Annotated in this window: 25 protein-coding genes; 13 read left to right on the forward strand and 12 right to left on the reverse strand. The window is 71.5% G+C overall.

All coding sequences use genetic code 11. The annotated features are described in order from the left end of the window. The first annotated feature begins 293 nt into the window (after positions 1–293). Positions 294–2927 (forward strand): FG-GAP-like repeat-containing protein, encoded by a 2634-nt coding sequence (locus tag ACFV5H_RS26475; protein ID WP_385197582.1) that lies wholly within the window; start codon positions 294–296, stop codon positions 2925–2927. Between the two features lie 75 nt (positions 2928–3002). Here ACFV5H_RS26475 and ACFV5H_RS26480 read toward each other — a convergent pair whose 3' ends face one another. From ACFV5H_RS26480 to ACFV5H_RS26495, 4 genes are all read right to left on the reverse strand, one after another. Next, the gene (locus ACFV5H_RS26480) at positions 3003–3398 is read right to left on the reverse strand and encodes a hypothetical protein (protein WP_385056597.1); all 396 of its coding nucleotides are present in this window, start codon (positions 3396–3398) and stop codon (positions 3003–3005) included. Positions 3399–3471: 73 nt separating this feature from the next. After that, positions 3472–4029: a hypothetical protein gene (locus tag ACFV5H_RS26485; RefSeq protein WP_385197549.1), complete on the reverse strand. Its 558-nt coding sequence runs from the start codon at positions 4027–4029 to the stop codon at positions 3472–3474. Positions 4030–4134: 105 nt separating this feature from the next. Further along, positions 4135–4641 (reverse strand): hypothetical protein, encoded by a 507-nt coding sequence (locus tag ACFV5H_RS26490; RefSeq protein WP_385056591.1) that lies wholly within the window; start codon positions 4639–4641, stop codon positions 4135–4137. A 105-nt stretch (positions 4642–4746) separates the two neighbouring features. Further along, a complete protein-coding gene (locus ACFV5H_RS26495) occupies positions 4747–6318 on the reverse strand; it encodes a glycoside hydrolase family 20 protein (protein WP_385197583.1) in 1572 nt (523 codons plus the stop codon). A gap of 203 nt (positions 6319–6521) precedes the next feature. Between ACFV5H_RS26495 and ACFV5H_RS26500 the strand changes: the two genes are divergently transcribed. The 6 genes from ACFV5H_RS26500 (at position 6522) to ACFV5H_RS26525 (ending at position 11594) form a co-directional block, all read left to right on the forward strand. After that, complete coding sequence (locus ACFV5H_RS26500; protein WP_385197551.1) at positions 6522–7115, forward strand: 2-oxo-4-hydroxy-4-carboxy-5-ureidoimidazoline decarboxylase; 594 nt, start codon at positions 6522–6524, stop codon at positions 7113–7115. A 278-nt stretch (positions 7116–7393) separates the two neighbouring features. Next, a complete protein-coding gene (gene sdhC / locus ACFV5H_RS26505; RefSeq protein WP_385056586.1) occupies positions 7394–7774 on the forward strand; it encodes a succinate dehydrogenase, cytochrome b556 subunit in 381 nt (126 codons plus the stop codon). 5 nt (positions 7775–7779) lie between these two features. Beyond that, complete coding sequence (locus tag ACFV5H_RS26510) at positions 7780–8262, forward strand: succinate dehydrogenase hydrophobic membrane anchor subunit (protein WP_385056583.1); 483 nt, start codon at positions 7780–7782, stop codon at positions 8260–8262. A gap of 19 nt (positions 8263–8281) precedes the next feature. After that, positions 8282–10036, forward strand: coding sequence for a succinate dehydrogenase flavoprotein subunit (gene sdhA / locus ACFV5H_RS26515; RefSeq protein ID WP_385056581.1), 1755 nt, complete (start codon positions 8282–8284; stop codon positions 10034–10036). Then, positions 10036–10815: a succinate dehydrogenase iron-sulfur subunit gene (locus tag ACFV5H_RS26520; RefSeq protein WP_385056578.1), complete on the forward strand. Its 780-nt coding sequence runs from the start codon at positions 10036–10038 to the stop codon at positions 10813–10815. Before sdhA ends, ACFV5H_RS26520 begins: the two co-directional genes overlap by 1 nt. 158 nt (positions 10816–10973) lie before the next feature. Next, positions 10974–11594, forward strand: coding sequence for a Uma2 family endonuclease (locus ACFV5H_RS26525; protein ID WP_385197553.1), 621 nt, complete (start codon positions 10974–10976; stop codon positions 11592–11594). Here the strand turns inward: ACFV5H_RS26525 and ACFV5H_RS26530 are convergent. Together ACFV5H_RS26530 and ACFV5H_RS26535 are read right to left on the reverse strand one after the other, a co-directional pair. Then, the gene (locus ACFV5H_RS26530) at positions 11591–12361 is read right to left on the reverse strand and encodes a DUF4132 domain-containing protein (RefSeq protein ID WP_385197585.1); all 771 of its coding nucleotides are present in this window, start codon (positions 12359–12361) and stop codon (positions 11591–11593) included. The two genes, ACFV5H_RS26525 and ACFV5H_RS26530, sit on opposite strands and share 4 nt — an antisense overlap. After that, entirely contained in the window at positions 12343–12591 is a 249-nt protein-coding gene (locus ACFV5H_RS26535; RefSeq protein ID WP_385197587.1) for a hypothetical protein, read from the reverse strand. The genes ACFV5H_RS26530 and ACFV5H_RS26535 overlap by 19 nt, the downstream gene beginning before the upstream one ends. Before the next feature lie 157 nt (positions 12592–12748). On the opposite strand from ACFV5H_RS26535, the gene ACFV5H_RS26540 reads away from it, so the two are divergent. Genes ACFV5H_RS26540 through ACFV5H_RS26550 form a run of 3 tightly spaced genes read left to right on the forward strand, consistent with a single transcriptional unit; the run spans position 12749 to position 14462 of the window. Further along, positions 12749–13156 carry a hypothetical protein gene (locus tag ACFV5H_RS26540; protein ID WP_385056567.1) on the forward strand — a complete coding sequence of 136 codons (408 nt, stop codon included), beginning with the start codon at positions 12749–12751 and terminating at the stop codon, positions 13154–13156. Then, complete coding sequence (locus ACFV5H_RS26545) at positions 13153–13656, forward strand: thiol-disulfide oxidoreductase DCC family protein (RefSeq protein WP_385197554.1); 504 nt, start codon at positions 13153–13155, stop codon at positions 13654–13656. The genes ACFV5H_RS26540 and ACFV5H_RS26545 overlap by 4 nt, the downstream gene beginning before the upstream one ends. Before the next feature lie 32 nt (positions 13657–13688). Continuing rightward, complete coding sequence (locus tag ACFV5H_RS26550) at positions 13689–14462, forward strand: TetR/AcrR family transcriptional regulator (RefSeq protein WP_073932624.1); 774 nt, start codon at positions 13689–13691, stop codon at positions 14460–14462. On the opposite strand, the gene ACFV5H_RS26555 is transcribed toward ACFV5H_RS26550, so the two are convergent. Next, positions 14455–16917, reverse strand: a complete 2463-nt coding sequence (locus ACFV5H_RS26555; protein WP_385056600.1) for an MMPL family transporter — start codon at positions 16915–16917, stop codon at positions 14455–14457. The two genes, ACFV5H_RS26550 and ACFV5H_RS26555, sit on opposite strands and share 8 nt — an antisense overlap. A 163-nt stretch (positions 16918–17080) precedes the next feature. Here ACFV5H_RS26555 and ACFV5H_RS26560 point away from each other — a divergent pair, with 163 nt between their 5' ends. After that, on the forward strand, positions 17081–17770 hold the full coding sequence (locus tag ACFV5H_RS26560; RefSeq protein WP_073932626.1) for a response regulator transcription factor: 690 nt from the start codon (positions 17081–17083) through the stop codon (positions 17768–17770). Further along, positions 17767–19266, forward strand: coding sequence for an ATP-binding protein (locus ACFV5H_RS26565; protein WP_385197556.1), 1500 nt, complete (start codon positions 17767–17769; stop codon positions 19264–19266). Before ACFV5H_RS26560 ends, ACFV5H_RS26565 begins: the two co-directional genes overlap by 4 nt. A gap of 133 nt (positions 19267–19399) precedes the next feature. On the opposite strand, the gene ACFV5H_RS26570 is transcribed toward ACFV5H_RS26565, so the two are convergent. After that, positions 19400–20713 (reverse strand): metallophosphoesterase, encoded by a 1314-nt coding sequence (locus tag ACFV5H_RS26570; RefSeq protein ID WP_385056557.1) that lies wholly within the window; start codon positions 20711–20713, stop codon positions 19400–19402. Positions 20714–20737: 24 nt separating this feature from the next. Continuing rightward, complete coding sequence (locus ACFV5H_RS26575; protein ID WP_030829790.1) at positions 20738–20986, reverse strand: SCO4848 family membrane protein; 249 nt, start codon at positions 20984–20986, stop codon at positions 20738–20740. A 172-nt stretch (positions 20987–21158) separates the two neighbouring features. Between ACFV5H_RS26575 and ACFV5H_RS26580 the strand changes: the two genes are divergently transcribed. After that, positions 21159–22448, forward strand: coding sequence for a D-alanyl-D-alanine carboxypeptidase family protein (locus ACFV5H_RS26580; RefSeq protein ID WP_385197558.1), 1290 nt, complete (start codon positions 21159–21161; stop codon positions 22446–22448). On the opposite strand, the gene ACFV5H_RS26585 is transcribed toward ACFV5H_RS26580, so the two are convergent. From ACFV5H_RS26585 to ACFV5H_RS26595, 3 genes are all read right to left on the reverse strand, one after another. Then, on the reverse strand, positions 22396–23313 hold the full coding sequence (locus ACFV5H_RS26585; protein WP_385056551.1) for a YihY/virulence factor BrkB family protein: 918 nt from the start codon (positions 23311–23313) through the stop codon (positions 22396–22398). The genes ACFV5H_RS26580 and ACFV5H_RS26585 overlap by 53 nt on opposite strands. Positions 23314–23444: 131 nt before the next feature. Then, on the reverse strand, positions 23445–24380 hold the full coding sequence (locus tag ACFV5H_RS26590) for a decaprenyl-phosphate phosphoribosyltransferase (protein ID WP_385197560.1): 936 nt from the start codon (positions 24378–24380) through the stop codon (positions 23445–23447). After that, on the reverse strand, positions 24377–24919 hold the full coding sequence (locus ACFV5H_RS26595) for a phosphatase PAP2 family protein (protein WP_385197561.1): 543 nt from the start codon (positions 24917–24919) through the stop codon (positions 24377–24379). The genes ACFV5H_RS26590 and ACFV5H_RS26595 overlap by 4 nt, the downstream gene beginning before the upstream one ends. Positions 24920–25027: the final 108 nt, after the last annotated feature.

Raw genomic sequence — 25027 nt, forward strand, 5'->3', positions numbered from 1 at the left:
GTCGGGCCGTGATCATCACGTGTCATGGACGTGGCGATCGCCACACAGTGAACTCACAGGGCGCATACAACCTTTCGGCTTCCCGTACGTCCGCGAGGCCTCTGGGGGGTATACGCGTCCGGTGACGCCACGTGTGACGTTTGGCCCGCGTTCGGCGCTGGATGAGTGCCACCTGTGGGACAGGTGGTGTCCATGTGCTTTCTCTAGGGGTGGGGTAGTTGAGTCCACGCAGGACCCATGCGTACAAGCCGCTCAGCCTGAAACGGCGGGCCTGGCTGACCGTCGGAGCCGTCGTGCTCAGTGGCGCGGGTGTCGTCACGTACGCGGTGGCCGATCCGTCGTCCGCGCCGGCCGACCCGCGTGAGGAGGCCCGCGAGCCGAGCATCCACACGCTGGAGCTGGAGAACCGGGGAGCGGGCCGCCGGGGTCTCGACCGGCAGGGCACGGAGCGCTTCAGCGCGGTGCTGGTGACCTGGGACAACCCGGAGGCGGACGCCAAGGGCACGCCCGAGGTGCGCACCCGGGACCTGGAGACCGGCAAGTGGTCCGGCTGGCAGGAGCTGGAGGACGAGCCGAGCCAGGCCGACGGCGCGGAGGGCGAGCGGGCGGCGACCCGCGGCGGCACGGCGTCGCTGTGGACCGACGACGCCGACGGCGTCGAGGTGCGCGTGGTGAACGGCGACGGCACCCAGGTGGGCGGCCAGCCGGCCGGTATGGACGTCAAGCTCCTCGACCCGGGCACGGACCCCGAGGGCGCGCCGACGGTCGCGAGCATGGAGCCGGCCGCGTTCACGGCGGAGACCACGGCGCCGGTGACCACGGAGCCGACGCCGACGCAGACCACCGGGACGCCGTCGGAGCCGGCCGCCACGGAGACGGTCACCCCCACGGACACGACGTCCGCGGAGCCGACCGGCACCCCGTCGGAGACGGCGGCCACGGACACCGCGTCCCCCGAGCCGACGCCCACCGTCCCCCAGCCCCGCCCGTCGACGGTCGTGAAGCCGCCGGTCATCACGCAGGCCGAGTGGGGCGCGTCCACGGACTACGACGGCACGCCGAGCTACGGCACCGAGATCAAGGCCGCCGTCATCCACCACACCGGCGTCGACAGCGACAACAGCGTCTCCTGCGCCGACTCGCGGGCCCGGATGCGCTCCATCCAGCAGGAGCACTTCGCCCGCGGCTACTACGACATCGGCTACAACTTCGTCGTCGACCGCTGCGGGCAGATCTTCGAGGGCCGCAGCGGCGGCATGGACCTGCCGGTGGTCGGCGCGCACGACGTCGGCTTCAACACCGACACGCTCGGCATCTCGTACATGGGCAACTTCGAGAGCGCCCGCCCGAGCCGGGCCGCGCTGGACTCGATCGCGCGGGTCGTCGCCTGGAAGTTCGGCATGTACGGCATCGACCCGACCGGCAAGGTCACGCTGACCTCCGGCACGGAGGCCGGAGTCACCGGCAACAAGATCGACAAGGGTGAGTCGGTCACCCTGCCGCGGGTCTTCGGCCACCGGGACACCAACAACACGGCCTGCCCCGGCGCGAACCTGTACCCGAAGCTGTCCCTCATCGCCGCGCTCGCCAAGACCCCGGGCATCTCGCACGCCCTGGCCACCTCGGACCACAACCGGGACGGCCTCGCCGACCTGGTCGCCGGCACCCCGAAGGCCTCGGGCGGCGGCAGCGTGACCGTGATCCCCGGCGGGCTGAACGGCCCGGTCACCGCCGCCAAGAAGACGATCACCCAGAACAGCGCCGGCGTCCCCGGCTCCAACGAGTCCGGTGACGGCTTCGGCACCTCCACCGCCTGGGGCGACGTCAACGGCGACGGGTACGCCGACCTCGCGATCGGCGTCCCCGGGGAGGACGACACCAGCGGCCACACCGACCGCGGCGGCGTCGCGGTGATGTACGGCCCGGACCTGGACACCGGTTTCTCGTACTACACCTCGGGCGTCACGCAGACCGGAGCGAAGCTCGGCACCACGGTCGCCGTCGGCGACTTCGACGGTGACGGAAAGGCGGACGTGTTCGCGGCCGGCACCGGCCGGGGCGGCAACTGGAACGCCCGGCACACCGACGGCGCCACCACGTACGGCACGCTCACCGGCGCCACGGGCGCCGTCTCCTACCTGGACGCCGCGAGCGGCGACTTCAACCGGGACGGCTACGCGGACATCGCCCTCAACTACCGCGACACCGGCGGCGTCAGCCGTGTCGTCCGCTTCGCGGGCTCCGCGTCCGGCCTGACCAAGGCGGGCGTCATCTCCGTCAAGGGCGGGCGCTCCATCGCCGTGGGCGACTTCAACGGCGACGGCCACGACGACATCGTCATCGGCCAGCCGGTGGCCGCCGAGTCCGGCGGTACGACGCCGGGCGGACGGATCACCATGGTCCTCGGCACGTCGTCCGGGTTCACCACCACCGGCATGAGGACCCTCCACCAGGACACCTCCGGCGTCCCCGGCGGCAACGAGTCCGGTGACGCGCTGGGCACCTCCGTCTCGGCCGGCGACTTCAACCGCGACGGCTACGCGGACGTCCTGGCCGGCGCACCCGGCGAGGACTTCACCCGCAGCGGCGCCAACCGCAAGGACACCGGCCAGGCGATCCTGTTCCGCGGCGGCTCCTCCGGCCTCACCGGCACCGGCGCGATCGGCTTCTCCCAGGACACCTCCGAGGTCCCCGGCGCCACGGAGTCCGGTGACCGGTTCGGTTCCGCGGTGTCCCTGGCGGACCTGTCCGGCTACGGCCGCGCGGACCTGACGGTCGGCGCCGAGGGTGAGGACACGTCGGACGGCGCGCTGCTGTACGTGCCGAGCAACAGCTCCGGCCTCGGCTACGGCGACTCGTACGTCTTCGGCAAGGGCACCCTCGGCCTGGCGGCGGACGTGCGGATCGGGCAGACGCTGGCACCGTGACACGGGTACGACGACGGCCGGGGTCCCGCGCGCCATGCGGGGCCCCGGCCGTCGTCGTACCGGGCGGCACGGCCGTCAGGTACGTGCCGTACCGCCCGACGCGTCGCGGCACAGCAGGCGGAGGGAGCCGTCGCCCGTGTAGCAGCGGCGGGCCTCGTCGATGGGGTCCCAGAGGTGGCCGTCGGGGGTGCGGACCCAGTGGTCGCCGCCGGAGGACCACCACTCGCCGCCGGTCTGGCGGGCGATCACCTCGCCCGCGTAGGCGCCGAATCCGCGCAGCACCAGTTCCACGGCGGCGAACGGGGCCGCCTCCTGACGTATGTCCTCGATCATCCGGTCGACGCTCCACAGACTGCGCGCCGAGTAGTCGAGGCGCAGCCGTGCGCCTTCGCGCATCGCCGCCACCGCGTCCGCCGCCCAGCGGACCGGCTTGGTCGCGGCCGAGGGCCTGGTCTCCTGCTGTGTGGTCACAGTCGTCGCAGTCGTCACATCCTGGTAAGCGCCCGGGAGAAGCGTTTCGTCACCCTGATGTGCGGGCGGGGGTTCAGCCGTCCCTGCGGCTGCGGCGGGACACCACGGCACGCAGTACCCGGCGCCCCTCAGTCGAGACCTCCAGGGCTCCGCGCAGGCCCCCCGGACCGTGGGCGGCGAGGAGTTCCAGGACCGTGAGCTGGCGGCGCAGTTCGGCGGCGAGCAGCGGTGACAGGCCGTCGGGGCGGCCGTCACGGCGGGCGTCGGCGAGGCCGGAGTCGTCGTCGGCGCCGTCCAGCAGCCGGTGGATCCGCAGCGCGGCGACGGAGCAGTCGTCGGCCCACTCCCGCAGCCCGGCGGCGGACCGCTCGGCGGGGGCGCCGGCGAGCATCCGGTGCGCGAGCGTCACTGCCTCGTCCGCGCCGCCGGCCGCCGCGTCCAGCGTGCCGCGGGCCTGCTCCAGCCGCTGTGCCCAGTCACCGGCCGGCGCGGCCTCCGCAAGGCTCGCCCACAGCGGCCGCAGCACCTCGTCGCCGCCGCCCAGCAGCGGCACGCACCGATCCAAACAAGCCAATCCGCTCACGGCCAGCCCGCGCTCGTCGGCCTGTGCGATCAGTTCCACCAGGCTCATCCACGCCTCCTCAAGGAATGTTCGCGGGCCCCGGAGAGGCCCTCACGTGCCCCATCCCTCACGGAGCCCGCATTTCCCCTTACTGCGTGCGACGGTCCCGGAATGTCACAGGGGCACCACGCCGAGCCGGTCGAGCAGACGGAAGAAGAGGTTTTCGGCCATCGGGCCGGGGTCGGCGGTCAGTACCTCGGCCAGGTCCTCGGCGGAGGCGGTGCGCCCCGCCTCCTCGGCCCAGAAGACGGCCCGTTCGGCGGCGTCGGAGGGCTCCAGGAAGTAGTCCTCCAGCGTGAGTCCCTCCTGCTGCCCCTCCAGGTGGCCGGCCATGTTGGCCCGCGCCAGACAGGTCGTCCACGCCCCGCTCTCCGGTGCCGCCGCCTCCACCACCACGCAGTCGCTGTCCATGACGTATCCGAACAGCGCGGGCGCGCCGGTCTCCCGGGCCAGGTCGTTCATGTTCCCGATGTCGCCCTGGCCGCCCGGGTACTCCCACACCTGCCAGCCGTCGGACGCCGAGGTGTGCAGGGTCATGCCCCCGGCCGTACCGGCCAGCGTGTCCAGCTCGGCGAGCGGCCGCTCCCCGCGGCCCACGACGAAATACCCCCAGTAGCCCATGTGCTGGTGTTCCCCCCGGTGTCGCGGTCGGTTCGTCAGAACACCACCACAGTCGTACGGGGATTCGCAGCCGTATGCGGCAATCCGCCCCGGGACGGGGAGCCGTCAGTCCAGCTCGCCCGCCAGGTCCCGGAACTCCGCCCACGACAGCTCCGGCTCGTCCGGGTCCCAGAGCTTCTGGACGGTCGCCACCAGCGGCAGCCGGATCCCGTCCGCGACCTGGTCCTGGGTCTGGGCCCCGGGGATGTCGCCCCAGACGGCGAAGGACCCGCCGAGGATCTGGTCGTCGTACCGCTCCGGGACGGCGGTGGTGCCGCGCAGCACCAGCGGCGTCCACTGCTCGTAGATCCGCTCCCCCGTCGGATAGACGAAGGTCAGGGGCTCCCCGAGCACGTAGTAGAGGAACTCGTCGTTGTAGTTGATGACCTTGCGGCCCTCGCTCAGGTACTCCGCCGGCTGCCGGGCGCCGATCTCCTTGCCGGTCCAGTAGGCGACCTGGATGTCCTCGGCCGCCCGCACCGAGCCGCCCCGGAAGAAGCCGTCGTTCCACGCGCGGGGCGTGCGGTCGTGGGCGCGGACGGTGGCGGCCCGGTCGTTGAGCCAGCCGGTGGTCAGGTCCTCCACGGTCGCGCCGGAGCCGTACTTCTCCCGCGCGGCGGCGGCGAGGCCCGGGAACGACGCCTCCGGGTCGGAGACCACCAGTGCCTGGTACTCGTCGCCGCCCAGGTGCCACTGCCCGCCCGGGAAGAGCCCGGCGTACTCGTTCAGCAGGTCGTCGACGATCTCTGCGGACCCGGCCTCGGAGATGTCGATCGCGCCGCGCACCGCGCTGCCGTTCGCGTCACGCAGTTGCAGGTCCGGATGGGCGGCGATGACCGCGCCGAGGTGTCCGGGCGAGTCGATCTCGGGGACGACGGTGATGTGACGGCTCTCCGCGAGGTCGACGATCCTCTTGGCCTGCGCCTTGGTGAGGTGGTCCGCCGAGACGATCTCCGGGTGCGAGTCGGACTCGATGCGGAAGCCCTGGTCGTCGGAGAAGTGCAGGCCGATCTCGTTGAACTTCAGATCGCCCAGCTCGCGGATCCGGTCCTCGATCCAGCCGGCGTCGTAATGCTTGCGCGCGATGTCCAGCATCAGCCCGCGCCGCTGCTTGGCGGGCTCGTCGCGCACCACGCCCTCGGGGGCGGTCCCGGCCCCCTTGATCTCCTGCTTGAGCGTGCGGGTGCCGTAGAACACGCCCGGCTCGCCGGGGGCGCTCACCGTCACGCTCCCGCCCCGCACGGTCATCGTGTACGACTCCGGGTTCGCGCCCCCGTCCCGGTTCAGCTCCAGCCGCAGGTCCCCGGCCCGCCGGTCGTCCTGCTCCCCCGCGTACGCCAGTCCCAGCTCGCCGGCTATCAGGCGCCCCTCGTCGGCCAGCGCGGGGTCGTCCACGACCACCCGGTGGTCCTTCGCGGGACGCCAGCCGGGACCGCGCTCCGCGGTGTGGTCGCGTACGGCGGGTATGGTGCGCGGCGCCTCGGACAAGGGGTAGGTGCGACTCGGGCTCGGGCTCCCGTCCGGCGTCGTCCCGGCGGCCTCGTCGGAACCGGCGGAGGACGCCGCCGTCGAGCCCGCGGGCGAGCCGTCGCCGTCCGAGGCCGCCCAGAGACCGAGGCCCACGCCGGACGCGGCCACCAGCGCGCCCGCGGCGACGGCCGTGATCGGCACCCGTCGCCGGTGCCGCCCGGGGTGCCGGTGCTGCCCGTGCTGCCCGTACTGACTCACTCAACCAACGTACGACCCGAACGGGTGAAGGGCGTCGACGAGCCGCCCTCAAACTCTGCCGTCCGGGTGAATTCGGGGTACCGATCGGACACGTCTCGGACTCACTCGATAACGTGACGTCACAACTCTCACAGCATCTTCCACCGACACACACGCGACGCCCACGAGGACCCACGCTGCCTGCGCACCGTCTCCCAGACCTCCCCGGCCGAGTCGCCATACCCGGACAGTCCCGCGGCGCGCCCGGCATCCCGCCCGCGCTGGAGCGGTTCAACACCGCTCCGGCCGAGGACGCCGAGCGCGCCCTCCTGGCCTGTCTGCGCAGCCTGCGCTGGGCCCTGCGCCTCTCCGGCCACCGCCCCTACCCCGACCTGCCGTCCCTCCTGGCGGCCTCCGACGAGGCGACGTACGACCTCTCCTCCGAAGAACTGGCGGAGGCCCTGGCCGCGGAACCCCGCCCCACCCTCCCCGACGACACGTACTCCGCCGCCCACACGGCCCTGACCGCGGCCCACACGGCGTACGAGACCAAGTTCGGCCACGTCTTCGTCATCTGCCTGGACGACGTCCCCGAGGAGGAGACCCTGGACCGGGTCCTGGAGGACATCCGGTCACGATTGGCGAACGATCCGGACGAGGAACGCTCCGTGGCGGCGGACGAACTCCGCCGCCTGGCACGGGGCAGACTGGTGAACACGCTCAGATGAGCACCCTCAGGGGCGCGGGGCTGCAATGACCTGCGGCTCCGCCGCGTGGGCGCGACCAGCCACGCCGGCGCCGCACCCGGCACACAACCGGACAGTCCACCCCGGATGCCACCCCGATAGCCCGTAAGCGTGCCAGTTTGATCACACCGGCAGGCCCCCTGCAAACACCACGGGCTCGCGTCGCTAACATGCTGGGGGCCGGTGGACCGTACCCGGCCGGGCCCGACCGACAAGGAAAGCCGGCGCGGCCCCGAACCCCGCTCCCGGAGGAAACTTCCGTGCCGGCTGGAACGCTGTACCGCGGCCGGGAAGGAATGTGGTCCTGGGTGGCTCACCGAGTCACCGGCGTCCTCATCTTCTTCTTCCTGTTCGTTCACGTGCTGGACACCTCTCTCGTACGGGTGTCCCCCGAGGCCTACGACGAGGTCGTGGCCACGTACAAGACGCCGATCGTCGCGCTGCTGGAGTACGGCCTCGTCGCCGCCATCCTGTTCCACGCGCTCAACGGCCTGCGTGTCATCGCCGTCGACTTCTGGGCCAAGGGCGCCCGCTACCAGAAGCAGATGCTCTGGACCGTCGTCGCCATCTGGGTCGTGCTGATGCTCGGGGCGATCTACCCCGTCCTCGGCCACGCCGCTCGTGAACTGTTCGGGAGCTGACGCCCATGTCCACGACTGACACCACCGCCTCGGGCATCGGCCCCGTCGAGGGCGCCTCGCTCTACTCCGTCGACAACCCGGCGCCGGTCATCGAGCCCCCGCGCAAGCGGACGAAGAAGACCCCGAAGTCCACCCGGGGCAACTTCGAGCTGGCCGCCTGGCTGTTCATGCGCCTGTCCGGCGTCGTCCTGGTCGTCCTCGTCATCGGCCACCTGCTGATCCAGCTGGTCCTCGACGGCGGCGTCTCCAAGATCGGCTTCGCCTTCGTGGCCGGCCGCTGGGCCTCGCCGTTCTGGCAGGTCTGGGACCTGCTGATGCTGTGGCTGGCGATGCTGCACGGCGCCAACGGCCTGCGTACGGTCATCAACGACTACGCGGAGCGGCCGAACACCCGGCTGTGGCTCAAGGGCCTGCTCTACACCGCCACGGTGTTCACCATCCTGCTGGGCACGCTGGTGATCTTCACCTTCGACCCGAACATCCGCTAGGCACGGGGCTGCGAAACTCATGAAGGTACACAAGTACGACACCGTCATCGTCGGCGCCGGCGGCGCGGGCATGCGCGCGGCCATCGAGTCGACGAAGCGCAGCCGCACGGCCGTCCTGACGAAGCTCTACCCCACCCGCTCCCACACGGGCGCCGCGCAGGGCGGCATGGCCGCCGCGCTGGCCAACGTGGAGGAGGACAACTGGGAGTGGCACACCTTCGACACGGTCAAGGGCGGTGACTACCTGGTCGACCAGGACGCCGCCGAGATCCTGGCGAAGGAGGCCATCGACTCGGTCCTCGACCTGGAGAAGATGGGCCTGCCGTTCAACCGGACCCCGAACGGCACCATCGACCAGCGCCGCTTCGGCGGTCACAGCCGCAACCACGGCGAGGCCCCGGTCCGCCGGTCCTGCTACGCGGCCGACCGCACCGGCCACATGATCCTCCAGACGCTGTACCAGAACTGCGTCAAGGAGGGCGTGGAGTTCTTCAACGAGTTCTACGTCCTGGACCAGCTCATCACCGAGGTCGACGGCGTCAAGAAGTCGGCCGGTGTGGTCGCGTACGAGCTGGCGACCGGTGAGATCCACGTCTTCCAGGCGAAGTCCGTGATCTACGCCTCCGGCGGCACCGGCAAGTTCTTCAAGGTGACGTCGAACGCGCACACGCTGACCGGTGACGGTCAGGCGGCCGTGTACCGGCGCGGGCTGCCGCTGGAGGACATGGAGTTCTTCCAGTTCCACCCGACCGGCATCTGGCGCATGGGCATCCTGCTGACGGAGGGCGCCCGCGGTGAGGGCGGCATCCTCCGCAACAAGGACGGCGAGCGCTTCATGGAGAAGTACGCGCCGGTCATGAAGGACCTCGCGTCCCGTGACGTCGTCTCGCGCTCCATCTACACGGAGATCCGCGAGGGCCGCGGCTGCGGTCCCGAGGGCGACCACGTCTACCTGGACCTCACGCACCTCCCGCCGGAGCAGCTCGACGCCAAGCTGCCCGACATCACGGAGTTCGCGCGGACGTACCTCGGCATCGAGCCGTACACGGACCCGATCCCGATCCAGCCGACCGCGCACTACGCCATGGGCGGCATCCCGACCAACGTCCAGGGCGAGGTGCTGTCGGACAACACCACCGTCGTGCCGGGCCTGTACGCGGCCGGCGAGGTCGCCTGCGTGTCGGTGCACGGCGCCAACCGTCTGGGCACCAACTCGCTGCTGGACATCAACGTGTTCGGCAAGCGGGCCGGTATCGCGGCGGCGGAGTACTCCCAGAAGGCCGACTTCGTCGAGCTGCCGGAGAACCCGGAGTCCCTGGTCGTCGAGCAGATCGAGCGGCTGCGGACCTCCACCGGCAACGAGCGGGTGGCCACCATCCGCCGTGAGCTGCAGGAGACCATGGACGCCAACGTCATGGTGTTCCGCACCGAGCAGACGATCAAGACGGCGGTCGAGAAGATCGCCGAGCTGCGCGAGCGCTACAAGAACGTCGCCATCCAGGACAAGGGCAAGCGGTTCAACACCGACCTGCTGGAGGCCATCGAGCTGGGCAACCTGCTCGACCTGGCCGAGGTCATGGCCGTCTCCGCGCTGGCCCGCAAGGAGTCCCGCGGCGGTCACTACCGCGAGGACTTCCCGAACCGCGACGACGTCAACTTCATGCGTCACACGATGGCGTACCGCGAGGTCGGCGCCGACGGCACCGAGACCGTCCGTCTGGACTACAAGCCGGTCGTCCAGACCCGCTACCAGCCGATGGAGCGTAAGTACTGATGGCTACCCCTGTTCTGGACAAGGCGGACGCGGCCGGTTCCCCCGAGCCCGGTTTCGCCGACTCCCCGTACATCACCGTCACGATGCGGATCCGCCGGTTCAACCCGGAGGTCTCGGCCGAGGCGGTCTGGGAAGACTTCCAGCTGGAGATCGACCCCAAGGAGCGTGTCCTCGACGCGCTGCACAAGATCAAGTGGGATCTGGACGGCACGCTGACCTTCCGCCGTTCCTGCGCCCACGGCATCTGCGGCTCCGACGCCATGCGGATCAACGGCAAGAACCGCCTGGCGTGCAAGACGCTGATCAAGGACATCAACCCCGAGAAGCCGATCACGGTCGAGGCCATCAAGGGCCTGACGGTCCTCAAGGACCTGGTCGTGGACATGGAGCCGTTCTTCCAGGCGTACCGGGACGTGATGCCCTTCCTGATCACGAAGGACACCAACGAGCCGACGCGCGAGCGGCTGCAGACCGCCGAGGACCGCGAGCGCTTCGACGACACGACGAAGTGCATCCTGTGCGCCGCCTGCACGTCCTCGTGCCCGGTGTTCTGGAACGACGGGCAGTACTTCGGCCCGGCGGCCATCGTCAACGCGCACCGCTTCATCTTCGACTCGCGTGACGAGGCCGGCGAGCAGCGCCTGGAGATCCTCAACGACAAGGACGGCGTCTGGCGCTGCCGCACGACCTTCAACTGCACGGACGCCTGCCCGCGCGGCATCGAGGTCACGAAGGCGATCGCCGAGGTGAAGCGTGCGCTGATCACGCGTCGCTACTGAGGCACGTCGTTCGTTCAGGTCCGTGAGGGCCCCGTCTCCGCTGGAGACGGGGCCCTCTGGCATATGCCACACGTTTGGGTGGACGCGGCCGAGACGGACGTGAGGGCGTCCTCCGCCCTACGATGATGGTCTCGACACCAGCCCCTAGGAGGCACGTGATGTCCGCAGCATCCGTCGAGCGGCCCCACGACGAGCGTCCGCTGATCGCAGAGGCGAACCGTCTCATGGACCGCAACCCGGGCTACCGCGTCGAGATCATCGGAGGCCAGATCCAGGTGACCCCGCCACCGGACGTCCCGCACTCTCGTGTCCTGAACAAGATCATGCGCCCGTTCATCGCGGCAGGTCTTGACGACGGAGAGACCGAAGTGCATCAGGGCATCGGCCTCTGGCTGCCCACTGACACCGAGGACTACGCGATTCCGGACCTGGTGGTCGTGGATGCCGACGTGGACGACCATCTCATCGAGAACAATTCGCACGACCCGGCCTGCTTCCGACTCGTCCTCGAAGTCACCTCCAGCAACTGGAAGACCGACCTGAAGACCAAGGTCGCCGCCTACGCCGAGGCGAAGGTCCCCGTCTACGTGGTCGTCGACCGCAAGCACCAGCGCATCCACGTCCTGACCGATCCGGTCGAGAGCGAGTACGCCACCCACCGCTTCCACTCCCCCGGCCAACTGGTCACCCTCCCCGACTCCATCGGCGCCAAGGTCACCCTGGACGTGGCCGAGATCCTCGAGGCCGGCCGCGCGAAGCGGACCCCTGATCAGAGCTAGAGCCGGCTCAGGATCGTCGGGTCCGTGATGGCCGTGTCGTCGGCCGGCAGCATCGCCTTGCTGAGGATCACCGCCGGCATCCGGTCCCCCTCGTAGGGGAGGTAACCCGTCTGCGGGGCGGCCGGGTCGGACTTGTGGACGATGCACAGGTACTGGTCGTTCGGGGTCATGAGGATGTTGCCCGAGCCCAGGTGGATCTTGCAGGTGTGGCGTTCGCCCCTCACGTGCAGGAAGCGGCCCTCGACGGTGCACCGGTCGGCTGTCGCCGGCCTGGGGACCAGCCGCTCCAGCAGGGCGCGCCGGGTCTCCGCACCCTGGTTCAGCCCGCCGAAGCCGTACGACGCCCAGTACGCCCCGAAGCGGCCGCCGGGACCGCCGTCCTGCCAGGTGGGGTCGTTGCCGACGCTGGACACGCCGACGAACAGGTCGACGTCGCGCAGCACTTCGGAGAGGGCCAAGGGCGGGACGTCCTCCAAAGAGACCGGGTCGACGGGTTCCTGTCCCTCGCGGTGGGTCTGCTTGAACGGCTGGGTGACGCCGTGCCGCTCCAGCCGGCCCCGCCAGGCGACGATCCCGGCGGGTTCCCGGCCGACCGGGTGCCACAGGGCGGCCTCGGCGCCCCCGGTCACGGGGGTGTCCGTGAGGGTGCGCAGGGCGCCGTCCGCGTAGCCGGCCGGTGTGCCGTCGACCGTCCACAGCAGGCGGCGGGCCAGGGTGCCGACCAGGGGTGGTCGAGGTAGCGCTCGCGTCAGGCGGCGCAGGGCCAGGCGCGGCGGGGCTCCTTGAGCGCGTAGCCGTTGACGACGCGCTCCGCGTCCGTCGGCCGTACGAGCCCCTGGAACACCTCCGGCGTACGGGCGTTGTACTCGGTGACCTCCTGGAACACCCGGCGCCTGATCGGCTCGCGCACGGTCAACCGCTCCTCGGCGATCTCCAGGCCCCACGCCGTGTGCCGCTCCCCCGTCGTCGTCTCGTCGACGAACGTCACCATTCCCATGGCGCCGACAGTACGGGCCGTCACTGACAACCACCGTCCGGGGCCGGGGCGACGGCCGTGACGAGGCCCACCCGCAATCGAGTTGAACATGTTCAAAAGAAGGGTCTACAGTCTCTCCCGTCAGCGTTTTGAACGCGTTCAAGAAGGGCTGGGGGACATGGACCGTACGGTCATCGCCTACGTCATCTACCTGGTGGTCAGCATCGGGCTGACCGTCTGGGTCGCTCGTACGCTCAGCAGCAACGGGCGGATCTTCCTCTCCGACGTGCTGCACGGCAACGAGAAGCTCGCCGACGCCGTCAACCACCTCCTGGTGGTCGGCTTCTACCTCGTCAACCTCGGGTTCGTCGCGCTGTACCTGAGCGACGACGAGACGATCACCGACACGCGCGGCATCTTCGAGGCCCTGTCGACCAAGCTCGGCGTGGTGCTGCTGGTGCTGGGCGTGATGCACCTGGGCAACGTGTACGTGCTCAACAAGATCCGGCGGCGCGGGGTGATGGAGCGGGAGCAGATCCCGCCGGTGCCGCCGCAGGGCTGGGCGGCCCCTCGGGCCGGGGCGTGAGCGGCGTGACGGCCACCCGCGAGGACCGGGGCGCCGCGCGCGTCCCGGTCCGCCGGCTCACCGTGCTGTACGACGCCGAGTGCTCCCTGTGCGCCTTCGTACGGGACTGGCTGGCGCGCCAGCCCCAACTGGTGCCCCTGGAGCTGGTCCCGGCGGCCTCGGAGGCGGCGCGGGCCCGGTTCCCCGGCCTCGACCACGGGTCCACCCTGGAGGAGATCACCGTGGTCGGTGACGCCGGGCAGGTGTACCGGGGTGCCGCCGCCTGGGTCGTCACCCTGTGGGCGCTGCGGGGGCACCGGCGGCTGGCCCACCGGCTGAGCACCCCGGCCGGCGCCCGGCTCGCCAAGGGTGCGGTGCTGGCCGCCGCCAAGTGGCGCGGAACGGCGGCCGGGTGGGGCGGCGGTGTGTACCGCCGGGGTGACGGGTGGACGTACGATCCGCGCGACGGCTGGAGCTACACCGCGCCGAGCTGCGGGGCGGGCACCTGCACCGCCCCGTAGGACGCCCGTCCGTGGCGTTAGGCTCTCTTTCCGTGCCCGCGAAGAACGACGGCCCCGACGACGGCGCCACCCTCAGCAAGTCCGAGCAGACCCGCGCCCTGATCCTCGAGACCGCCATGCGGCTGTTCCAGGAGCGCGGGTACGACAAGACGACCATGCGGGCCATCGCCAAGGAGGCGGGGGTCTCCGTCGGCAACGCGTACTACTACTTCGAGGGCAAGGAACACCTGATCCAGGGCTTCTACGACCGGATCGCCGCCGAGCACCAGGTGGCCGTCCGGGAGGTCCTGCGCCGGGAGACCGACCTGGAGGCCCGGCTCGCGGGCGTGCTGAAGGCGTGGCTGGACATCGCCACGCCGTACCACGAGTTCGCGGTGCAGTTCTTCAAGAACGCCGCCGACCCGGACAGCCCGCTCAGCCCCTTCTCCCCCGAGTCGGAGCACGCGCGCGTGGAGGCGATCAGCGTCCACCGCGCGGTGCTCGCCGGGACGAAGAGCAAGGTGCCGGAGGAGCTGCGGGACATCCTGCCCGAGTTGATGTGGCTGTCCCAGATGGGGCTCGTCCTGTACTGGATCTTCGACCGCACCGAGGGCCGGGAACGCAGCTACCGGCTGGCCGAGCGCGGTGCACGGATCACCGCGCGGGGCATCGCCCTGGCCCGCTTCCGGGTGCTGCGGCCCCTGGTGCGCGAGGTGCACGAGCTGTTCACGGAGTTCCTGCCCGGTATGACGAAGGCGCTTCCGAACCCGGCGAAGAGGGAGAAGGGGGCGCCCGCCGACGACGGGCGCCCCGGCACCGTCAGTTGACGGCGTCCACCTCACCGGGCGTGAGTTCCACGTCGTGCACGAGCGGGCCGTCGGTCACGGTCACGGCTCCCGCGTAACTCTGCAGGGGCGGTGCGTAGCGCCTCGTCGAGGGGTGGTGGTCGGGCGACGGGTGGGTGTACGGGGCCGCCGTGACCGTGAGCAGATAGGTGCCCGGAGCCGGTACGGAGACGATGTACGCGCCGTCGGCGAGGGAGACCACACGGTCCAGCCGGCGTCCCCCGGAGGTCAGCAGGGTCACTGCCGCGCCCTCGACGGGTTCGCCGTCGGCGGCGCGGACGAAGCCGTGGACGACCGAGGAGGAACCGTCCGGAACGCCGGAGGGCGCCGCGGTCGCCTCCTCCCTCGGCTCCACCGCCAGGTGCGGCAGCCGCTTCTCCAGCCCGGCCGGCAGCCACCAGTTGGACTTCCCGAGCAGGTGCATCACGGCCGGCACCAGTGCCGTGCGCAGGATGAACGCGTCCAGGGCGACCGCGGCGGCCAGCCCCACGCCCGCCATGGCGGCGCCGTAGTCGCCGCTGAGCACGAAGGCGAGGAAGACGCAGACCATGATCAGGGCCGCGGAGTTGATGACGCGGCTGGTCTCCGCGAGGCCGACGCGCACCGCGCGGGCGTTGTCCCGGGTGTGCACCCACTCCTCGTGCATCCGGCTCACCAGGAACACCTGGTAGTCCATGGAGAGCCCGAACAGCAGCGACAGCATGATGATCGGCAGGAAGGACGCGATGGGGCCCTCCTGGCCGAGGCCGAGCAGGTCCAGGCCGTAGCCCCACTGGAAGATCGCCACCAGGACACCGAAGGAGGCCGCCGCCGCGAGCAGGTTCATCACGGCGGCCGTCAGCGGCACCACCAGGGAACGGAACGCGAGCAGCAGGAGCAGGAAGCCGAGGCCGATGATCGTGCCGATGAACAGCGGCAGCCGCTCGCCGGTCACCGTCGCGAAGTCCTTGGACACCGCGGTCACCCCGCCGACATGGGCCTCCACGCCCGCGTCCGGGATGACGTCGTCGCGCAGGGTGTCGATGAGCCGGTCCGTCTCCTCGGCCTGCGGGGAGGTGGTGGGGACGACCTGGATGACGGTGACGCCGTTCGCGGGCGGTACGGCGGCGACCTGGGCGACGCCCTCGGTGCGCTCCAGGACCGTCACCAGGCCGTCGGGCGCCTCGCCGTCCACGACCACCTGCAGCGGGCCGTTGAAGCCGGGTCCGAAGCCCTCGGCGAGCAGGTCGTAGGCCTTCCTGGTGGTCATGGAGGCGTCGTCGTTGCCCTGGTCCACGGTGCCCAGGCGCAGCGACAGCAGCGGGATCGCGAGCGCCGCCATCAGGACCACGGCCAGGGCGGCCACGGACCGCGGGCGACGCTGGACGCCCGCGGACCAGCGCGCGGCGAGACCGCTCACCGTCTCGGTCTCCGGACCCTTCGCCGCGAGCCTGCGGCGCTGGCGGCGGCTGAGCACCCGGTGGCCGAGCAGGCCGAGCAGCGCGGGCAGCAGGGTGACGGCGGCGAGCACGCTCAGCACGACGGTGAGCGTGGTGCCGATGACCACGCCGTCCAGGAACCGCAGGTTCGTCACCAGCATCCCGGCGAGCGCGATGCACACCGTGCCGCCCGCGAACAGCACCGCGCGGCCGGAGGTGTTGAGGGCGGTGACCGCCGCCTCCTCCGGGTCGGCGCCGCGCAGGATGCCGCGCCGGTGCCGGGTGACGATGAACAGGGCGTAGTCGATGCCGACGCCGAGACCGATCAGCGTGGACAGCAGCGTGGCGAGTTCGGGGACGTTGGTGACGTGGCTGAGCAGCTGGGTGCCGAACATGCCGGTGCCGACGCCGAAGACGGCGACCACGATCGGCAGCAGCATCGCGAAGAGCGACCCGAAGGCCACGAACAGCACGATCGCGGCGGCCAGGATGCCGACCAGCTCGGCGGTGCCCGTCGGCGGTTCCTGGACGCGCGTGATGGCCTGGCCGCCCAGCTCCACCTGGAGCCCGTCGCGCGCGGCGTCCTGCGCGGTGTCGACGACGTCCTGGACCAGCTCCTTCGGCACGGCGTCCGCCTGCTCGGCGAACGTGACCTGCGCGTAGGCGATCCGCCCGTCCTCGCTGATCTGCGCCGCGCCCTGGGCGCCGTAGGGGTTCGTGACGGCGCCGACGCCCTCCATGCGCCCGATCTCCGTCAGCGCCGGCTCGATCCGGGACCGTACGGAGTCGTCCCGCACGGATCCCTCGTCGACCTTCCACACCACGGTGTCGGTGTCGCCGGCGCGTTCCGGGAACGCCCGCTCCATCAGGTCGTACGCCCGCTTGGAGTCGGTGTCCGGCAGCGAGAAGACCTCCGCGTAGTTCGTGCCCGCGCTGCTCGCCGAGACCCCCAGTCCGAGCAGCGCCCCCACCCACACCAACAGGACCACCAGCCGATGCCGATAGCACCAGCGTGCCAATACCGCCACGTTTCCGCTCCTTCGTCGCTCGGTCGGTCCCCCAGGTCCTGGGCAGCAGAATCGACGGCGGCACCCGCGCGGGGACACGACTCGGGCGGGACTCTCAAGGAACTCCAAAGCGAACACCGGTACGACCGAAGGCTGTTCCGCCGATACTGGGGGCATGACGACAGCTCCCGGCACCGTGCTGGTCGTGGAGGACGAGGAGAGCATCGCGGACGTCCTCGCCATCGCCCTGCGCTACCACCGTTTCGAGGTCATGACCGCGGGCACGGTCCGCGAGGCGCTCGCGCTGACCGAGCACACCCGCCCCGACTGCGCCCTGCTCGACGTGATGCTCCCGGACGGCGACGGCCGCGCCCTCGGCCGTGAACTGCGGTCCCGGCGGCCGGAGCTGGCGCTGGTGTTCCTCACCGCGCGGGACGCGCCCGCCGAGGTCGTCGGCGCGCTCGGCTTCGGCGACGACTACATCACCAAGCCGTTCAACATCGACGAGGTCGTCGCCCGCGTCACCGCCGTACTGCGCCGCACCCGCCCCGCCGACGTCCTCCCGCAGCGGGCGCCGCTGCGCCACGGCGACCTGGAGCTGGACGAGACGACGTACTCGGTGCGCCGCGCGGGCCGCTCGGTCGAGCTCACCCCCACCGAGTACGCGCTGCTGCGCTTCCTGGTGCGCAACGGCGGCCGGATCGTGCCGAAGGAGCAACTGCTGCGCCATGTCTGGCAGTACGAGCACACCCCGGCCGAGTCGACCGTCGTCGAGACCTACATCAGCTATCTGCGGCGCAAGCTCGACGCCCTGGGCCCACCGGTGATCACCACCCGGCGCGGGGTCGGGTACGGCCTGACGTGAGGCCCCCGATCCGGAAACCGGGCCGCGGGCGGGGCGTCCACTCGCTGCGCGGTGCGCTGACGCTGGCGAACGTGGTGCTGCTGGCCCTCGGCATCGTGGCGGCCACCGCGGTGAGCGTGATGGGCATGCGCTACTACCTGCTGGACCAGATCGACACGGAGCTGACCCGGACCCGTGACTCGCTGGGCAGCTCGGAGCTGACGCTGCGGCAGATCGACTCGCTGAGCGTGCTGAGCTTCTTCCGCGACCGGGTGGACCCGGACTGGAACCGGGAGGACGACCCGGACTCGATCTTCGCCGCCGTGGACAGCCGGGGCGAGCCCGTCGGCATCCTCGGCTTCGAGCCGACGAAGGCACAACACGATCTGGCGGACACGGTGGGTGACGCGCGCGCCCTGGTCGAGGACCCGGAACCGCACGACGTCACCGTGCGCGGCGCCGCCTACCGCGTCACCGCCACCCGGCTCGCGGACGGCACGTACATCCTGATCGCCGGCTCCACCGAGGCGGTGCACGACGGTGTCGCCAAGGCGGTCAAGTTCGACCTGGCCATCGGGACGCTGCTGTTGCTGCTGCTGGCCTGTCTGACCATGTTCAGTGTGCGGCGGCGGATGCGGCCGCTGGAGGACATGGTGGAGACCTCGTCGGCGATCGCGGAGGGCGACCTGACCCGGCGGGTGCCCTCCAGCCGGGAGACGATCCTCGAGGTGGAGCAGCTGCGGCTCGCCCTCAACTCGATGCTCCAGCAGGTGGAGTCGGCGTACCGCACGCGCGAGCGCAGCGCGGCCCAGCTGCGTCGGTTCGTCGCGGACGCCTCGCACGAGCTGCGGACGCCGCTGGCCGCGATACGCGGCTACCTCCAGCTCTACGACCGGGGGATGCTGCGGGAGCCGACGGAGCGCAGGCGGGCCTGGGACAGGATGCTGGCGGAGTCCGACCGCATGGGGCGGCTCGTCGACGAGCTGCTGGTGCTGGCCCGGCTGGACCAGAGCCCCGAACTGCGGCTGCGGAACGTGGACGTGTGCCGGCTGGTGCGGGACGCGGCGGAGGACCTGCGGGTGCAGCAGCCGGAACGGGCGGTGACCGTGGACGCGGACGGTGCGGTGCTGGTGCGCGCGGACGAGTCGGGGCTGCGGCAGGTCCTGGGGAACCTGCTGGGCAATGTACGGACGCACACTCCGGCGGACGTCGCGGTGCGGCTCGGGGTGGTCCGCGCGGACGGGGTGGTGCGGCTGTCCGTGGCGGACGACGGGCCGGGGCTCGCGGCGGAGGACGCGGCGCGCGTCTTCGACCGCTTCTTCCGCGCGGGCGGGGGCGCGGGGAGCGGTCTCGGCATGGCGATCGTGCAGGGCGTGGTGCGGGCGCACAGGGGTGAGGTGTCGGTACGGACGGCGCCGGGCGAGGGACTGGCGGTGACCGTGACACTGCCGGCCCGGCCGGGAACGTGCCCGGCGGACGACGAGCCGGCACCCGCCTCGTCGAGCCGCACGGCATGAGGCCGGGTCGCTCCCGCCCATGGGGGTCCCTCCCGCTCGAGCGAAGCCGAGAGTGGGGGAGAAGCCGAGAGTGGGGGAGGCACCCCGCGAGCGCGGGTGAGCAAACCCTCCCCCGGCCCGCCCCGACACACCGTCAGGCCTGCTTGGAGGCCAACTCGATCACCGTGATGTCCGAGGGCGCACCCACGCGAGTGGGCGGCCCCCATGCACCGGCCCCCCGGCTGACGTACAACTGGGTGTCCCCGTACCGGTCGAGCCCCGCCAGCGTGGGATTGGCCAGACCGGCCACAAGGTTGCCGGGGAACAGCTGCCCTCCATGGGTGTGCCCGGACAGCTGAAGGTCGACGCCATGGTCGACGGCATCATGGATCTGCACCGGCTGGTGGGCGAGCAACACACACGCCCGCCCCCGATCCCGGTCCCCGAGCGCCTTCGCGTAGTCCGGGCCCTGCCCCTCGTCCTCGCCGGCCACGTCGTTGACCCCCGCCAGATCGAAGTGCGGCAGTTCCGTACGGGCGTTCTCCAGCGGGTTCAGCCCGAGCCGTCGCACCTCCTCGACCCACTGCTCGGCACCGGAGAAGTACTCGTGGTTGCCGGTGACGAAGAACGACCCGTGACGTGCCCTCAGCTGCGCCAGGGGAGCCGCGGCCGGGCCGAGGTCCTTCACGCTCCCGTCCACCAGGTCGCCGACGACCGCGATCAGATCCGGCTGGGTCGAGTTGATCGTGTCGACGACCTTCTGCGCGAAGCCCCGCCCGAGCACCGGCCCGAGGTGGATGTCGCTGACCACCGCGATGCGGTAACCGTGCGCCGCGCGGGGAAGCTTGGCGAGCGGCACGGTGACCCGCTTCACGCGCGGCCCGCGCAGCACGCCGTACGTCCCGTAGCCGACGGTCCCCACGGCCGCCGCGGCGGCGGCCCCGCCGACGACACGGGAGACGAACAGCCGCCGGGAGGGGGCGGAGGGCGCTTCCTGCGGGCCGGACGCACCGCCGTCGGCCGCCGGGCCGTCCCCGGCCGCTTCGGCACCCGTCGCACCGCCGGGGCCGCGCCCCGCGCCCTGCCCGGCCGGTATCGGCTCCGGTTCCGCCGGGACGGCTGCCGCCGCCTCCTCCGACGCCCGCGCCCGCCGCTCCAGGACCCGCCGCAGCACCGGCCGTACCAGTTCGCCCGCGAGCACCGCCAGCAGCAGGTACAGGGCGAGGGCCAGCCACAGGAAGCCGGGCCAGGCCAGGACCTGCTGGAGCCGGAAGGGGGCCCCGCCGCGCTCGGCGACGAGGGCGCCGACGGCCAGCGCCCAGCCGCCGGCGATCACCACGGCGCCCGCGCGGCGCACCGCGCCCGGCCCCTTCGTGGTGTCCCGGAACAGACGCCGCCACACGTACCAGTTGCCCGTCACCAGGACGGCCACGACCAGTAGCGCGATGAGTACGAAAACGATGGCCACGAGGCGGAGTTCCCCTGTTCCCGGTCAGGACGTCCGTGACGTCCGGCTCAGTGCGCGCAGTCCGCGCAACCCGATGCCCCCGATGACCGTCCCCAGTACGAAGGAGACCACGGCGAGCGTCAGGTGAACGAAGAAGTACGCCGTCGGGTGCCCGTCCTCGAACGCGAGTCCGCTGCTGTCCTTGACCAGGTTCTTGACGAAAGTGACCCAGATGACCCAGCTCCACACCCCGAAGGCGAGCAGGAACCAGGAGACGGGGCGGCTGAGCTTCACCAGAAAAGACCTTTCCTCACAGCGCCGGGCGCCCTCGGTCGGCCGGGGGTCCGGGGGTTGTCCCCCGGAAGAGCACGGCATTGCTCCAGTATCACCGGGCGGTGTCCGGATCCTTGCCCGGGGTGGGGACCTGCCCGGGACTTCGTCAGATGTGGCATGTACGTTTCCGGTCGTGCCCGCACCCAAGAACACCGTCCGGCGATCGCTGCTGGTCGCCTCCGCCGTCCTGCTGTCCACCGCGCTGACCGCGCCCGTCGCGCTCGCGGCCCCCAAGCCGTCGACGAGTCCGTCGGCCACACCCCCGGCGGACATGTCGAAGGTGGGCGGCGCCCGGCTCGGCGAGGCGGGGACGCAGGTCAACCTCGCGAGCGGGGTGCCGGTGCTGCCGAAGGACCTGTCGGCCCGCTCCTGGATCGTCGCCGACGCCGAGTCCGGCGAGGTGCTCGCCTCGCACAACGCGCACTGGCGGCTGGCCCCGGCGAGCACGCTGAAGATGCTGTTCGCCGACACGCTGCTGCCGAAGTGGCCGAAGACGACGGAACACAAGGTGGAGGTCTCCGACCTGGCCGGTGTCGGTCCGGGCTCCAGCATGGTCGGGGTGAAGGAGGACGAGACGTACACGGTCGAGGACCTGTGGCGTGGCGTCTTCCTGATGTCCGGCAACGACGCCGTGCACGTGCTGTCGGCGATGAACGGCGGCGTCGACGACACCGTCAAGGAGATGAACGCGCACGCCGAGGAACTCCAGGCGCTCGACACGCACGTGGTCAGCCCCGACGGCTACGACGCCCCGAAGCAGGTGTCGTCCGCGTACGACCTGACGCTGATCGCCCGTTCCGGGCTGCAGAAGAAGGACTTCCGGGAGTACGCCTCGACGGTCAGGGCGCAGTTCCCCGGCGAGACGAAGAAGAACAAGAAGGGCAAGAAGGTCCGCGGATCGTACGAGATCCAGAACACCAACCGTCTGCTGCGCGGGGACACCGACGTGCCGGTCTACCAGGGCATAGCCGGTGTGAAGAACGGCAACACCACCAACGCCGGAGCCACCTTCACCGGTGTCGCCGAGCGGGACGGCAAGGTGCTGCTGGTCACCGTGATGAACCCGCAGAAGAACGTGAGCAACGAGGTCTACAAGGAGACCGCGAAGCTCCTCGACTGGGGTTTCGAGGCGGCCGGAAAGGTCGAGCCGGTGGGCGAGCTGGTGGGACCGAAGAGCGCGACGCAGGCCAGTCCCCAGCCGGGCCCGTCCGCCTCCCCGGGGGAGGCCGGGGGCGCCGGGGACGGTACCGTCGCGGCCGGTTCGAAGCCGGTGGCGAGTGCCGCGTCGGGCGGCGGCACCGACGGCATCGGGGTCGCGCTGGGCATCGCCGGCGGAGTGGTCGTGCTGCTCGCGGGCGGCGCCTTCCTGGTCAACCGGCGCTGGCCGCTGCCGGACCTGGTGCGCCGCCGCTCGCGTCCGTGACCCCGGGGGCCTCGTCCCGCTTGCTCCGCGTCGCCGTCCAGGCGGCGCAGAACAGGACCAGTTTCGAGGTGAAGTTGATCCACAGCAGCAGGGCCACCGGGACGCCGAACGCGCCGTACATGCTCTTCGTGGCCACGCCCTGCATATAGCCGCTGAGCAGCAGCTTCAGCAGTTCGAAGCCGACCGCGCCGGTGAGTGCGGCGACGATCAGGCGGTGCCGGGTGGGTTCGACGCCGGGCAGCAGGGTGAGGACGTACAGCAGGAGCAGGAAGTCGGCGCCGACGGCGACGGCGAACGCGGCGACGTGCAGGACGATCCCGCCCCAGCCGCCCTTCTCCAGCCCGATGGCGTCGCTGATCCGGCCGACCATCGCGGAGGCGACGGTGGAGGCGACCAGGGTGATCAGGACCGCGCCGCCCAGGCCGACGAGGATGCCCAGGTCCTTGCCCTTGCGCAGGAGGGGGTTCTCCTCCTCGTCGGGCAGCTCCCACACCGCGCGGAGGCATTCGCGCATGGAACCGGCCCAGCTGATGCCGGTGAACAGCAGCACGGCACCGGCGATGAGTCCGACGGTGCCGGCGTTCTCCACCAGGGCCCCGATGTCCAGCTGGTCGGAGATGCCGGGCACCTGGTCGGTGATCCTGTCCTGGAGGGTGTCCTGCTGGTCCTGGCTGAGCGTGGCGGCGCCGATCGAGGCGGCGACGGTGAGCAGCGGGAACAGCGCGACGAAACTCCTGAACGTCATCGCGGCGGCCAGTCGCGCCCAGTGCACCCGGTCCAGACGCTCGTACGACCGCCACGCGTGCGTGAGCATCAGCCGGGCCATCCACGGCCCGACGACCGGAAGCCTTTTCAGCCAGTCCATGGTCCGACTCTGCCCCCATCGCGGAAGACCCATGTCCTGGTACCCCGGAACCGGGCCTCCGTGACCGGTGGCGGAGCGGACGGCCTCTCACCGGCCGGTTCCGCACCGGTCGGTTCCCGCCGGCCGGTACCTCACCAGTCGGCCACCGCCAGGGCGTACATCGCCGCCCAGACCAGACCGATGACGGCGAGCGCGCGGTCGCCCAGCACCACGTCCTCGGGTTCGCCGGCGGTCCCGCGGTCGGCGAAGACGGCGTAGCGGAGGACGGCGAGGACGAAGGCGACCACGGAGAGCTGCCGCCAGGGCAGCACGCTGGTGTGCGGCACGCCGCCCTCCTCCAGGGCCCACAGGCAGTAGCCGAGGACGGCGACGCCGGCGGCGAGCTGCCAGACGAAGCGGAGGTAGCCGGTGGTGTACTCGGTGAGCAACGCGCGCGTGGCACCCGCTTTCCCGGTCATCTGCACGGCTTCGGAGTAGCGCTTGGCGGCGACCATGAACAGTGCGCCGAACCCGGTGGTGATGAGGAACCAGCGGGACAGGGGGATGCCGAGGGCGAGGCCGCCGATCACCGCGCGCATCACGAAGCCGGTGGTGACGACGGCGAGGTCGACGACGAGGACGTGCTTGAGGCTGACGCAGTACGCCAGTTGCACGGCGAGGTAGGCGGTCAGCAGCGCGGCGGCCTCCGGGGGGCACAGCCGGGCCGCGACGGCGGGCGCGAGGACGCCGAGGGTGATCCCGGCGGCGTAGGCGACCGGCACGGGGACCTGCCCGGCGGCGACCGGGCGGCGGCACTTGACGGGGTGGGCGCGGTCGGCGTCGGCGTCGCGCGCGTCGTTGACGAGGTAGACGGCGGCGGCGCAGGCGGTGAACAGGACGAAGACCAGGGCGAGCCGGGTCAGGGCGCGGACGGAGAACAGTTCACCGGCGGCGGCCGGGGCGGCGATCACCAGGACGTTCTTGACCCACTGCTTGGGCCGCGCGGTCAGCAGCAGGCCCCTGAGGAGGCCGCCCCTGTCGGGCGGTGCGGTCTGCCGTCGGCCGGAGCGCTCGCGCAGGAGGGTCACGCGGGGCCTCCCGTCATCCAGCGGGCGCCCAGGCGGGCGGTGAGCGCGCCGAGGACGGCGCCGGCCGCCACGTCCGACGGGTAGTGGACGCCGGCCACCAGGCGGGACACGCAGACGGCGGCGGCGAGCGGGGGCACCGCGCGGGCGCCCAGCGCGCCGAAGGCGACGGCGGCGGCCGCCGCGGACGTGGCGTGCGAACTGGGGAAGGAGTGCCGGCCGACCGTGCCGACCAGGGGTTCGACGTGCGTGGGGCGCGGACGGCGCACGACCCGTTTCACGACCGAGCCGGCGGCGTGGGCGCCCGCGGTGAGCGCGGTGCCGCGCAGCCAGGCGCCGCGCCGGGGGCGGTCCACGACGGCTCCGGCGAGTCCCGCGACGAGCCACACCGCCCCGTGCTCCCCCGCCAGGGACAGGGCCCGCGCGGCACCGGCCACGCGCGGGTCCGCGCCGCACGCTCTGAGCGCCGAGACGATCCGGTGGTCCATGCCGTGGAGACCGCGGGGGCGGGGGAGACCGTGGAGGTCGTGGAGCTCGTCCATGGGGACTCACTGTTCACGCCCGGCGGGCCGGAATTCCCGCCACCAGGGAACGACATCCCATTAATCACCCGTTTCAGGGACGGAGATGACGTTTCAAAACCAACCAGT

This window comes from Streptomyces sp. NPDC059787 (assembly GCF_042732315.1).
GTDB classification, from domain to species: domain Bacteria; phylum Actinomycetota; class Actinomycetes; order Streptomycetales; family Streptomycetaceae; genus Streptomyces; species Streptomyces atrovirens.

Coding starts and splice junctions, on each gene's coding strand:
- ACFV5H_RS26520 (WP_385056578.1), top strand. CDS start 10,036: ATGGCTACCCCTGTTCTGGACAAGGCGGACGCGGCCGGTTCCCCCGAG.
- sdhA (WP_385056581.1), top strand. CDS start 8,282: ATGAAGGTACACAAGTACGACACCGTCATCGTCGGCGCCGGCGGCGCG.
- ACFV5H_RS26490 (WP_385056591.1), bottom strand. CDS start 4,641: ATGGGCTACTGGGGGTATTTCGTCGTGGGCCGCGGGGAGCGGCCGCTC.
- ACFV5H_RS26595 (WP_385197561.1), bottom strand. CDS start 24,919: ATGGACGAGCTCCACGACCTCCACGGTCTCCCCCGCCCCCGCGGTCTC.
- ACFV5H_RS26485 (WP_385197549.1), bottom strand. CDS start 4,029: ATGAGCCTGGTGGAACTGATCGCACAGGCCGACGAGCGCGGGCTGGCC.
- ACFV5H_RS26535 (WP_385197587.1), bottom strand. CDS start 12,591: ATGGGAATGGTGACGTTCGTCGACGAGACGACGACGGGGGAGCGGCAC.
- ACFV5H_RS26585 (WP_385056551.1), bottom strand. CDS start 23,313: ATGGACTGGCTGAAAAGGCTTCCGGTCGTCGGGCCGTGGATGGCCCGG.
- ACFV5H_RS26525 (WP_385197553.1), top strand. CDS start 10,974: ATGTCCGCAGCATCCGTCGAGCGGCCCCACGACGAGCGTCCGCTGATC.
- ACFV5H_RS26560 (WP_073932626.1), top strand. CDS start 17,081: ATGACGACAGCTCCCGGCACCGTGCTGGTCGTGGAGGACGAGGAGAGC.
- ACFV5H_RS26510 (WP_385056583.1), top strand. CDS start 7,780: ATGTCCACGACTGACACCACCGCCTCGGGCATCGGCCCCGTCGAGGGC.
- ACFV5H_RS26540 (WP_385056567.1), top strand. CDS start 12,749: ATGGACCGTACGGTCATCGCCTACGTCATCTACCTGGTGGTCAGCATC.